A 12,771-nucleotide genomic window follows, 5' to 3' on the forward strand; every position below is an offset into this window, starting at 1 on the left:
TGTTTTCAACATCAGGAGGTTACATATGCAATACGTTATTTCTATTTTAGGTATTCTCATTGTATTGTTTTTCGCTTGGCTTGCTAGTTCCAATCGAAAAGAGATTAAATTCAAACCAATTATTACAATGATGATCATTCAAATTCTGTTCTCATTACTGTTGTTAAATACACAATTTGGCTTAATTATTATTAAGGGAATTGCTACTGTCTTTAACAAATTACTGGAATATGCAAGTGAAGGAGTTACCTTTGTATTTGGCGGCTTAGCCAATGAGGGAGAAACGCCGTTCTTTTTAACCGTATTGCTACCCATTATTTTTATTTCAGCATTAATTGGTATTCTTCAACATTTAAAAATCCTCCCCTTTATTATGAAAGGTATTGGCTGGGTTTTAAGTAAAGTAAACGGCATGGGGCAATTGGAATCTTATAATGCCGTTGCTTCATTAATGGTCGGTCAATCAGAAGTTTTCATCACATTAAAAAGACAACTTGGTCTGCTGTCAAAACAGCGCTTATATACACTTTGTGCGTCAGCGATGTCCACTGTATCCATGGCCATCGTTGGTGCATATATGACGATGCTAGAACCAAAATATGTTGTCACGGCTTTAGTTTTAAATTTATTTGGCGGTTTTATCATCGCCTCAATTATGAATCCATATGACATTGACCCGAAAGAAGATATTTTAGAAATCGAGCACGAAAAGCAATCGTTTTTTGAAATGCTTGGCGAATATATTTTGGATGGCTTTAAGGTGGCAATTATTGTCGGTGCCATGTTAATCGGCTTTATTGCATTGATGGCAGGATTTAATAGTGTCTTCGAGTTACTGTTCGGCGTTACTTTCCAAACGATTCTAGGCTATATCTTTGCGCCAGTTGCCTTTATTATGGGCATTCCTTCCTCGGAAGCGGTTAGTGCAGGATCCATTATGGCGACGAAACTAGTAACAAATGAGTTCGTAGCGATGTTGGATTTATCTGGAGGCGATTATCACTTTAGTGAGCGGACAATGGGCATTCTTTCCGTATTCCTTGTGTCCTTCGCCAACTTCTCTTCAATTGGTATTATTGTCGGTGCTGTAAAAAGTCTTAACGAAAAACAAGGAAATGTTGTCGCACGCTTTGGCTTAAAATTATTATTTGGTGCTACCCTTGTAAGTGTCCTTTCAGGTATTATCGTAAGCTTAATTTTATAAAGAAAAGGAAGTGGTGAGCTCCACTTCCTTGTGCCAGGCACTAAAACAATTCTGACGATTGTTAATAACCATTCACAAAGTCAGAGATAGTTTCAATTTCATCTTCTGTTAGTTCTCTTTTCACATGCTTTTTATATGCTTGCATAATTTTTTGTGAATCTCCATCACAACTATCGGTATATGTAGCAATCGTTCTAAGCATCGCTACTTCTTGATTAAACGCTTCTTTTGTTATTGGCTGTTGATGCGAAGGAATATATGTATCCGCATCAAATTGTTCTAATTCAGCCAACAGACGAAGCGTTTTCTTAACTGTATAATGTACTTTTTCAGCATACAGATTAGGATAAATACAATCAGCAAGGAACAGAATTTTTTCTTCTTTTATATGAACCACAACCGAGTCAGCCGCATGATCCCCTCCAACATGTTGAAGGATACAAGTGACACCACCTAGGTCAATCTCCACCCGTTTATCAAACGTGACATTCGGCAAAACAATCTGAATATCTCGGTGATCTTTGAATTCTTCTTTAATAGCCCTGGCACAAAATTCAATTTCTATCCCTTCCTTCACACGTGCATCAAGCGCCTCATCTGACCAAGAAAATGGAATCAACTTCTCCATCGCTGTTTTTGTTTTTTCCGAAGCGATAGACACCATATGACGTAATGCAGAAAGTCCAAAAATATGATCCCAATGCCAATGCGTTAAAACGACCATATCCGGTTTAGGAACGCCCATTTTTAAAAGTTCTTCCTGAAAATAATGTGCATGCTCCTCCGAATTCCCTGCATCGATCATTAATGTTTTGTTTTGACCAACTACCATCCCTAAAATGGGACGATCCGTTTCCGCTATAGGCGTCATATACCAAAAACAATCACCTATTTTATTTATTGAATGCATAATGGGTAAGCCCCCCTTTCATAATAGTTTAATTCAAAAAAGGGCAATTTACTCTTTGAAAGAATTTTTTTTATACATATAACCGCTTTAGAATCACTTTAGGAATTGTAGCTACCGTTTTAGCAGTCCCACTTATACTGTTATTAGAAAAGGTAAAAACGTCAAAACCTTTAAATTTAAAGGTTTTGACGTTTTAAATTTCAAATAACAACAAAATGTAATACTTAATAAAGATGAATTTTTAGAATACCGCCTCAATACGCTTTGTCTCTTAAATATTTTTTACTGCTTCTTTTGACAATGAAATAACTTCATTGACCTCTTCTACTAATACTGTAGGTAATTGGTCTTCTTTTTCTGCAGGCGTTATTAAATCTTGTGTTGATAATTTAAATAATATTGACACTAACTTTATATTATTATCTACGATTAGACGTTCTTCAAATGAATAATTATCATAATCGTTTTTATATGCAACTAAAGCTTCTAACTTAGAAACCTCTTTTAAATAAACATTGTGAATAATTGATAATTCCTTTTCAAAATTTTTGGCAAGTAAAGTTACTTTCTTTAAAAATTGCACTGACTTATTGATAACAGACACTATTTTCTCAACTTCACGTTCAGCTTCTTCCGCTTTATCGAGACTAGAATTTCCTTTGGCATTTAATAATAATCCACCAACTGCAATTATAGGCCCTGCTACTGCACCTGTTAAAATCTGTGTACCCAATGCAATGCCACCACCACCACTAGCAATTGAACCGCCTCCTAATGCTGCTAATGCCGCATTCGTTGCAGCTACACCGGATAATGAGCTAATTGCTGTCCCTGTAGATGCTGTGCCTAAAGCGAGTACACCACTATATGCAGCCATCCCAGTTACAGCACCTGCACCTGCAGAAGCCATTGTAGTACCAATAATTTCAATAGCTTTAATTTGAACTTGTTTAATTTCAATTAATGCATGCTTAGGCATAGTAAATTCTCCAGAAATCTTTTCTTCAAAGTCTGGACGATTATGAATTTTTTCAAATGCATTTGAAAAACGCTCAAAATCTTTCCACACTTGTACTTTTAAAGCACCTAATATATCTAATTGATTTGTCGTTTTCATTTCCGTCTCATTTAAAAGAGATTTAGAATTTTCATATTTTTCATCAGCTTCATTAACGCGCGATTTTGCATCAGCAATCTTTTTTGCACCTTTTGCTCCTGTTACTAGTCCTGCTGCACCTGCTGCAAGTGCAATTCCTCCAACGATAATTGGTAATGGCATTCAAATCTTCTCCTTCATTTTTAAGTTTTTACAACCTTCATAATTTAGCTCATAGTACTGTTCTAACGTTAATGTTTCTTTAAAGTATTTGTCATACATATCGTCAATTCGACATTTTAACGGTCTGTTATCATAAATAGTGCAAAGATTCGTAGCTTCACTAAAATACTTACATATTCCATCACCACGATTTAGATCTTTGTATAGCTCCGAATCATTAAGTGCTTTACAACATAATCCACATTGATCACAATTAAATTTCATCATAGTTTAAATGTTAACGTTGAATTTTTATTTTTTATAAATTGATTTAGCCCTTCAACGGTTCCATCATATGGCAAATCTATTTTGAATTCTTTAACAATTGATGTTAAAGTAACATTCATTTCTTGTGTTGTATTTGCCATTTGTAAACTTACACTCATTTTTTGTACAGCATGCACTTTATTTTGAAACGTATCTAAATCAATTTCAGCTAACTTTGCTGCATATTTTACAAGTTCTGCATGTACTTCACGATAATAGTCAATTTTATAATCTATCGACGACTTTAATTGATTTGCCCAATCAACAAATTTTTGAACCATAGAAGAGTGATCCAAAAAGTACAATAAACTAATACTCATTAGCCCTGTCACGACAGCACCTACAAAATTAGGTAATACATCACCTATAATAGGAATTTTTAATGCTGGAATTTGTCCCATTGCTTCAGAAACAACCGTTCCTAACACTACAGAGGATGCTGTACAAATGATTACTGCAACTGCTTTTATGACATCTCCAAATGGTAATTTATTTGGATTAAATAACAAAATATTTAACGCTTCAACAATTGACGACCAACACTCACGAATTATTTTCCCAACATTTTTTGCAGATGTAGTAAAAATATTAATAAACGTTGTCATTAACGATGATAAAATACCAGAAAGTAACCCATTTGAGTAACTTTGAATTACTTCTTTGTATGCTTCTTGAACTTTTTTGAAAGCCCCTTTAAAAATGTCTACTAGCCCATTAAAGAAACACTTTAAGTCGAATTTTACTTTTAACTTTGTTACTAGTTTTGGCACTTCTTCACGAACACTCATCCACACAGCAGTTAAAATAGTTCCCAAAGCCTGTCGAAGACCCATCTGCATTCCCTTTTTATAACTAGCTTTCAATGTGTCATTAATAAACTTCTGACTTGTATAATATTTAGAAGCTATTTCTTTTTCATAAGCTGCACGAGCTACTTCATCAGCCTTTTTCATTTTTTTGATGTCTACTGCTTCTAAATTTTCAAGCTTACGTAATTCTTTACGTTCTATATCTGTTAAATGCTTAGTTGTTTTTAGTTCCGCTATACGATTTTGGCGAATTTGACGATTATTTTCTAACGTATCTGCAAATTGATTTACAGTTTTCTTTCCCTTGGAACGATTGGCAGAACGATTAGTATGCTGTAGATTAGTATTTTGATTGGCTAATTCTACACCGTTAATCTCCGCTAATATGCGCCCAGCATCCTCATGTATTTCTTTAGCAGATATCACATGATCCAAATCAACTTTTTCATTTTGAGCAATCTTCTTTCCTGTATACGCATCTACTAAAGTACCATTATCCTTTTGCACAGAAGCTTGTCTATTTCGCTCAATGTAACGTGAATCACTGTGATAATCATGCGAAATATGCTTATCATATGTTTCATTTTTAGAATAAGTATCCTCATTCTTTTTATTTGCATATCCATCAAAGCGATTATCACCCTTTTGCATTTGGCGAACATTATGAATAGTATCCACATCTCCACCATGTCGATCTTTAATTAATAAAAAATCCATTCCAAATGAGGTAATTAAACTTTTTACAATAACTTGTTCATATTCATTAAATAGTTTTTTCAGGGTACTTTCATTAGAATCCTCTATTTCATTATTTTGTAACTCATTAAGGACCCCATAAGTTTCAATAGCCATATAATCACCTCAACTTCATTTACGATAATATTATTATCCCATCCAGTTTCATATTTTTTACATAAAACAAGGATATTAAACTCGATTATATACCATGTATTGGACAAAATAAGTCCATTATAATCTTTTTATAAAATTTATATCAAAGCAAGCAATGATTTTTAAAGAATTAAAACAGTCTACGCTCTCGACCTCCATCATACTTGCTAACCTAAGATATTCTAGCGGTATATAATTTCTGAATGTCAAAAGATTACGGTAGCCTAGTAGGATAAAAAAATGACCAATAAAGTCTTATTTGGACTTTATTGGTCATTTTTTATTTAAATACTATAATTAGCTTTCAAAAGTATCCTTGTTATACGCTCGCCTCAAGTTCTTCAAGAAGCCCAAAAACAAGACAATATAATTGTGTTAACACTTCATCAAACGGCTGTTGTGCACTAAATCCATCGAGTGCATCTAATGCAAGATTCACTTCCCAAAGACCGTCTTCCCCAGAAAATACCGCACTATACGTCATCTGCTTATGTTGCAAATGTGCTGTTAAATACGAATGCAAAAACGCACTATACTTCTTTTGCAATCGCAGTCCAAACATGGCACTGTACACACCAAACGCCCCATCAAATTCAAGCGCAAACGAATCCACACGGATCACATCCAAACGTTCAGACGTCACATACATAAATTCATTCGCATGCTCTTTTAAATAATGCACAGGCTTTGTTAGAAAAGAAGCTGTTTCTTCCGCTAGTAATTCTTCCGTTTCCTTATGGCAACGTTCAATCACGTCAAATGGCAAAGAAATTGCTTCTACTGTTGCATCCTCGTCTAACAATTCGTGCTTTTGGGCGTATGTCTTTTCTACATCTAGTAATTTACTATGGGCTTGCTCATTTATTATTGATTCAATTTGATTTTTTAACACTTAGTATCCTGCTCCATTCGATTGGTTTAGGTATAAGTATAGCTTAGGAAGGGTGGAGTATGGAGATAATTTATAAATAGGATTTCCCCCAATTGGATCAAATTATCAAACTAAATCCTTCAGACTTTTTCCATTTCTATCTTTCCATTCAATCAATCCATTCGCACTTCGCCCCGTTACAATATCAGCTGCTGCCGAAGGACTAGTAAATAAAAGATCCTCCATTACTATAAATTCATCATTAACAACTTTCACTTTTTCTGTATGTAATAAATCATTTCTTTTTGCTAATAAACGCTCTGAATACGAATTTACAATGCTATTTGCAATTTTAGATCCCTTTAATACGACAAAACCTTCTTGTGTTTGGATACCTTTAGCATCCACACCACGAGTCGATTTTATAGATAAAACATCATCTGCATTAACTTCTGAGCTATCTTTGATCTCTTCAAATAATTTATGGCCCAATGTATTGACCATCATTACAAGATTGCTAATATATTCATCCATTTCTGCACGGTCTGCTTCAGAAATGGATGGCATGGGAGGGATATTGCCATTCATTAGAAAGTAACGATTTGCGACTTTAGCTTTTTCATATAACTTGTTTTCAATGTACTTAATATGAGCTTTATTTAGATTCTCATCTTTACTTATAAATACAATCACTTCATTCCAAAAATCTTTTTCACGCAAATGGCTTTGTAATCGAGTATAAACTTCCTCTGCTTCCCCTATGTATACAGCCTCTTTATCATCAATATTTCGACCAAATAACATATACACACCAGTAGAATTCAAATTAGGACGATCCAAGCATTTTTTCACTTCAGTTCTAGGAATTCTATACGCCAGCCCCGTCCAGTTAGATAATTCACACGTTAATCTTCCACTTGGGTCTCCATCAATCAAAAACATTTTTATTGTTTTGCCGAAAGTCATTTTAATCACTCCTATTGAGGAAAGCTTTAACGCCTCCCTGCTTATTGAAATATATATTTCCGATGCCATCTAAAGTACAGCTTATTCTCTTCATACCTTGAAACCTTCATCTTTTGATGGATGTTATACATTCCATAGTCTGTGGCTGGAATCCGTTCTGAAATGTGAATTAAGCCAGTTCCATCAAATGTAATATAACCTTGGTCGTATAACGCATCATGATTACAGCAAAGCAACACACCATTATACGGATCTAAGCGTTCTTCATTCGAACTCTCGCGCCAAGGCTTTGAATGGCTTGCACGTAAAAGAGCCGGTAGCTCGATACCACAAAGTGCACATTGATGATTCCATAAAGGTAATAAAGCTGCTTTAAATTTCTCTTGACCAATACGTATTTTACGTTTCGCTTCAGCTTCTGTTTCTGTAATCACAGGAATAAGCGTATTTCGTTCTGTCCGTACTACAGTTCCAATCGCAAATTCTAGCTGTTCATCATCTACTTGATAAATATTCATATCACTAATAATATCCAGCAGCTTGATTGCCAGCTCTTCATTACAGGGATATAGGTAACCTTGGTTTCCATCCCCATCTTGCTGAAAAGCTGAATATTTAACAGGCAATAACATTTTTAACTCATTAAAATAATCTTTAATCGTTAATGGTTGTTCTAATTCATGATATTGCAGCTTTACGAGAAAACCTCGCTCTTCCCATTGGTCATATGATGTCATTGACGTAGGCTTTATGCCTTCCTCACAATTAGACAAAACAATGCTAATTGCGACGATCTTACCTTTTACATAATGAAAAATACGGTCTCCCTCGTTCACTTCCATCATACGTCGCCATGAGTGCGGAGTGTTTCCGCCTTTATCTTTTTGTGGTGACCAAATGATTTGTGCTTCTTTTTCTTCTTGATAGGTGTGCCCTTGCATGACGATGTAGTGGTTCATTTTTTTCTCCTATTCTATTATCCATTTCTTCTATTATAACTAAAGAACAATTTCATTTGATCAATAGAATGAATGTCTTTCTTTTGTTCTTGTACCATTTCTTTTTAATAACGTACTTATTTTTAATCCCGTCATCATATGAGACCTTTGTTTTTAGTATGCTTTTGATTATTTTTACTTTTTTGTTCACCTTCCAGATAAATCTTATCCTCAAAAATAAGAAAAACCTAAGCATTATTTATAAAACTAGGCTTTAAGGAATATGATTGAGTTCGTCTATGAGATGTAATATGCTACTAAAATAAGCTAAACTTAAATTATTAAAAAGAAAAAGGGTGATATATTATGAAAAAAACTGTCCATGTCGTTGGGGCGATTATCGAAAATGAAAAAAATGAAATCTTCTGTGCCCTAAGAAGTCCAGAAATGGATTTAGCAAATCACTGGGAATTTCCTGGTGGGAAAATTGAAATTGGAGAAACACCTGAACAAGCGTTAAAACGAGAAATTCAGGAGGAATTTGCTTGTACGGTTCAAGTAGGTGCAAAAGTAGAAGATACAACATATGAATATGAAAGAGTAATTGTTCGACTAGAAACATACAAAGCAAAATTAGAAGAAGGACAACCAAATGCATTAGAACATGCTGCCACAAAATGGGTTACGCGAGATAAACTTACACAGTTGAATTTCGCCCCTGCGGATGTCCCTGCAGTAGTGAAGATTACAAATGAAGCAAAATAAATGAATGAAATGATGTGAATTTATATGGAGCAATTGCAACTGATTCAAAAAATCGAAAACTCTCTTTACAAGGGGTTTATAGATCAAAACAAGACTGTCACTGCACAATTTAAACCAAAACTTCTAACAAACAAGCATCATGAAACTGTCTTATCGACAATACTTCAAGAATTAAAAACATGTAAGACATTTATTTTTTCAGTCGCCTTTATTACTGAGGGGGGTTTAGCAACCTTAAAAACAATGCTTTACGACTTAAAGCAAAAAGGAATTAATGGGCGCATTTTAACGTCAACGTTTCTAAACTTTAACCAGCCGAAAATGTTTAAAGAGCTTCTTAAACTTGAAAACGTTGAAGTGCGAGTAACTAGTGAAAAAGGTTTTCATTCAAAAGGCTATATTTTTGAACATCAAGACTACTACTCTTTAATTGTCGGAAGCTCCAATTTAACTGATAGTGCTTTAAAAGCAAACTATGAGTGGAATGTATTTTTAACTTCATTAGTAAATGGAGAAATTATTAATCAATTAAAAAATCAATTTGAAGATGCTTGGAATAAAGCGCTTCCTTTAAAGGAAGAATGGATTGCTTATTACAAACAACATTACGAGTTACAGCCTCTTGTTAAATATACTACTTCGAATACATTAGAACTAAATGCTGAATATTTAACAAATACGCTTAAAGAAAGCTTAGCAATTCAACCAAATAAAATGCAAACAGCTGCATTAGAACAATTAAATACGCTTCGTGCAACAGGCGCTAAAAAAGGATTAATTATCTCTGCAACAGGTACAGGTAAAACGTATTTATCTGCTTTTGATGTTCGAAGCTTTTCACCTAAAAAAATGCTATTTATTGTACACCGTGAGCAAATCTTAAAGAAAGCGATGCAAGATTATCGGAAAATTCTTGGTGGAAATGAAGATGATTTTGGCATTCTTTCCGGTACTTCAAAAGATGTTCATGCTAAATACTTATTTGCAACAATCCAAACAATTTCAAGGGACGGATACTTACAACAATTTTCGAAAGATCAATTTGATTATGTGTTGATAGATGAGGTTCATAAAGCAGGTGCTGAATCCTATTTAAAAATTATCAATTATTTTACTCCAAATTTCTTACTTGGTATGACCGCAACACCTGAACGAACAGATAGATTCAATATTTATGAGTTGTTTGATTACAACATCGCCTATGAAATCCGTCTACAAGCAGCCCTTGAAGAAGAGATGCTCTGCCCTTTCCATTATTTCGGTGTTTTGGACTACGAAAAAGATGGAATAACTATTGATGATGCAACAGAACTTCAAAAATTAGTATCTTCTGAACGTGTAAAACATATTATTGAAAAGATTAATTATTATGGCTATTCAGGTGATCATATTCGCGGATTAATGTTTTGTAGTTCCAAGGAGGAAGTTCATGAACTTTCTACTTCTTTAAACAGTGAAGGTCTTAAAACAATTGGTTTAACTGGTGATAATTCTCAAAATGAACGCGAAGAAGCAATTCAAAAATTGAATAGTGGTGAACTGGAGTATATTTTAACAGTTGATATTTTTAACGAAGGCATTGATATCCCATACTTAAATCAAATCGTAATGCTTCGCCAAACGCAATCGAGCATTATATTTATACAACAGCTTGGTCGTGGTCTACGTAAACACAATTCTAAAGAGTATGTAACAATTATTGATTTTATTGGAAACTATAAAAATAACTATCTAATTCCGATCGCACTCTCTGGGGACCAAACTATGAACAAAGATAACATCCGCCGAAAAACGGTAAATACAGAATATATACACGGTGTATCGACGATAAACTTCGAGGAAATTGCCAAAAAGAAAATTTTTGATGCTATTAACAATACAAATTTATCGACATTAAAAACTTTACGGGATGCTTATACAGAAATGAAAAACCGTTTGGGTCGAATCCCTTTCCTCATTGACTTTATTGAGCAAAACTCAATCGACCCCGAAGTTATTATAGGGTATGCAGATAACTATTATAGTTTCATATTAAAAATGAAAGAGTCCATTCCTTCTCTCACTGAATACGAACTTTCTGTTTTAACAATGTTTTCAAAAGAGTTTTTGAATGGAAATCGAATACACGAAATTCTTTTAATTGAAACGTTACTTTCTGATGAATCCATTTCAAGAGAGTCTTTCGTTCGAAAATTAGAGGAATTTGGAACATATACAGATGATGCAACAATTCAATCAGTTGAAAACATGTTCTCACTAAAATTCCATGTTCAAAATGACGTGAAAAAGTATAAATTTAAGCCAATTATTGAAACCTCTGATGGACACTATCAATTTAACAAGGAAATTCAAGAGAGTTTGAGAAATTCGTATTTCAAAGGACATATTGAGGATATTGTAAAATGCGCTTATGAAAAAAATAAAAAGTATGATAAAACAAAAGCATTGACGTTATTTGAAAAATATTCCCGTCGTGATGCTTGCCGATTATTGAATTGGCCACATGATGATTCATCAACCATTTACGGTTACCGCGCAAAGCATAACACTTGTCCAATCTTTGTTACATATCATAAAAAGGATGAAGTCGAAACAAGCCAAGCTTATAGTGATGAATTTTTAGCACCCGAATTATTTAGATGGTTCACCCGTAATCGCTTAACACTGGAGTCCAGTGAAGTAAAGAACATATTAAATTATAAAAAGTCAGGGATGGAAATTCATCTATTTACGAAAAAAGATGACGGTGAAGGCACAGATTTCTATTACCTGGGTGAGGCAGACATTGCAGAAGGTAGTGCCAAAAACGAAGTAATGCCTGATGGGAAAGGAAATCATCTATCAGTCGTTACAATGAATTTAATACTAAAGCAACCTGTACATTATGATATTTATCATTATTTAGTTGGTGAATAGAAGTTAAACTCGAAGTGAATTAATTGCTTCGGTTTTTCCCATCTTTATTTCTCCCTGCTTATACCAAGCATAAATTTTTTAAATAATAATAATGGAGTGAGACAATGACACACTCCATTATATATTATTTTTATTTAAACTTATTTTAGTAAATACTCAATCCGCACTTACATATGATAAGGTTTATCGAAAATAATGAAAGTGCAGTTCTCTTCTGTGTTCATATCTATTTATATCCATTCACCGTAGCCTTTTTTCTCTGTGATTTAGCTTTTTTAATTTCTACTTCCCATTCTTTAACTTTTTTGCTATTAGGATTATCATTTATTTTCTTTTGGAATATCTTTATATGTCTATTAAGTTCCGCCAAACTAAACTTATGGAGACGGCGGGTGTTCAGTCTATAAAACATACAAACCTTATTAAATCAACGTTTGAAGGGCTTTTTTGAGGGTCAAAAATAGCTCTTACAAAGGAATTAATAAGGTTTGGTAAAAATGCTTACGGAGACTAGTTTAATACTAAGCTACATTATTTAAGAAGTTCCAGTATGTTTAATATAATGATTTGTAACAGCTAGTAATTCAGCTACTTTATCTTTCATTTTAAACTCTTTTCTAATAGATGGCTGAACTACTATAATTTTTGCTTTTATAATTCTATTCGAAAACAAATTTATTTCAAATTTTCATCTGTATCTATTAAATAATTACAATATCCTCTCTTTCTTCTACTAGATAGCTTCTGACGCTATATGGGTTTAGTTGTTAGCTAAATAACCGATTTGATTGATTGGCCTAAAAAGATCATATAAATTATTCACTGAATTATTATAGGTATTTACTTTCATTGCCTTTATATGAAATAAATCAATAAATATTTCTTTGCCTGTTGTTCGAATTCCGATATAATCGGC

9 protein-coding genes are annotated in these 12,771 nt (G+C 33.7%); 3 read left to right on the forward strand and 6 right to left on the reverse strand.

The window, feature by feature from the left end:
- Positions 1-25 precede the first annotated feature (25 nt).
- Positions 26-1,204 carry a nucleoside transporter C-terminal domain-containing protein gene (locus MHH88_RS17995; protein WP_069514431.1) on the forward strand — a complete coding sequence of 393 codons (1,179 nt, stop codon included), beginning with the start codon at positions 26-28 and terminating at the stop codon, positions 1,202-1,204.
- Positions 1,205-1,265: 61 nt separating this feature from the next.
- On the opposite strand, the gene MHH88_RS18000 is transcribed toward MHH88_RS17995, so the two are convergent.
- The 6 genes from MHH88_RS18000 to MHH88_RS18025 all read right to left on the reverse strand — a co-directional run bounded on the left by MHH88_RS18000 (position 1,266) and on the right by MHH88_RS18025 (position 8,195).
- Positions 1,266-2,114: an MBL fold metallo-hydrolase gene (locus MHH88_RS18000; protein ID WP_339259784.1), complete on the reverse strand. Its 849-nt coding sequence runs from the start codon at positions 2,112-2,114 to the stop codon at positions 1,266-1,268.
- A 271-nt stretch (positions 2,115-2,385) separates the two neighbouring features.
- Entirely contained in the window at positions 2,386-3,393 is a 1,008-nt protein-coding gene (locus tag MHH88_RS18005; protein ID WP_024364191.1) for a hypothetical protein, read from the reverse strand.
- 263 nt (positions 3,394-3,656) lie between these two features.
- A complete protein-coding gene (locus MHH88_RS18010) occupies positions 3,657-5,360 on the reverse strand; it encodes a hypothetical protein (protein WP_339259787.1) in 1,704 nt (567 codons plus the stop codon).
- A 358-nt stretch (positions 5,361-5,718) separates the two neighbouring features.
- Complete coding sequence (locus MHH88_RS18015) at positions 5,719-6,291, reverse strand: branched-chain amino acid aminotransferase (RefSeq protein WP_339259789.1); 573 nt, start codon at positions 6,289-6,291, stop codon at positions 5,719-5,721.
- A gap of 105 nt (positions 6,292-6,396) precedes the next feature.
- Positions 6,397-7,305 (reverse strand): GIY-YIG nuclease family protein, encoded by a 909-nt coding sequence (locus MHH88_RS18020; protein ID WP_339259791.1) that lies wholly within the window; start codon positions 7,303-7,305, stop codon positions 6,397-6,399.
- Complete coding sequence (locus tag MHH88_RS18025) at positions 7,278-8,195, reverse strand: HNH endonuclease (protein WP_339259792.1); 918 nt, start codon at positions 8,193-8,195, stop codon at positions 7,278-7,280. Before MHH88_RS18025 ends, MHH88_RS18020 begins: the two co-directional genes overlap by 28 nt.
- 345 nt (positions 8,196-8,540) lie before the next feature.
- Between MHH88_RS18025 and mutT the strand changes: the two genes are divergently transcribed.
- Both mutT and MHH88_RS18035 read left to right on the forward strand, forming a co-directional pair.
- On the forward strand, positions 8,541-8,939 hold the full coding sequence (gene mutT / locus MHH88_RS18030; protein ID WP_339259794.1) for an 8-oxo-dGTP diphosphatase MutT: 399 nt from the start codon (positions 8,541-8,543) through the stop codon (positions 8,937-8,939).
- Positions 8,940-8,963: 24 nt separating this feature from the next.
- Entirely contained in the window at positions 8,964-11,855 is a 2,892-nt protein-coding gene (locus tag MHH88_RS18035; protein WP_339259796.1) for a DEAD/DEAH box helicase, read from the forward strand.
- The last annotated feature ends 916 nt before the right edge of the window (positions 11,856-12,771 follow it).

The organism is Lysinibacillus sp. FSL K6-3209, assembly GCF_037976175.1.
GTDB classification, from domain to species: Bacteria; Bacillota; Bacilli; order Bacillales_A; family Planococcaceae; genus Lysinibacillus; species Lysinibacillus sphaericus_D.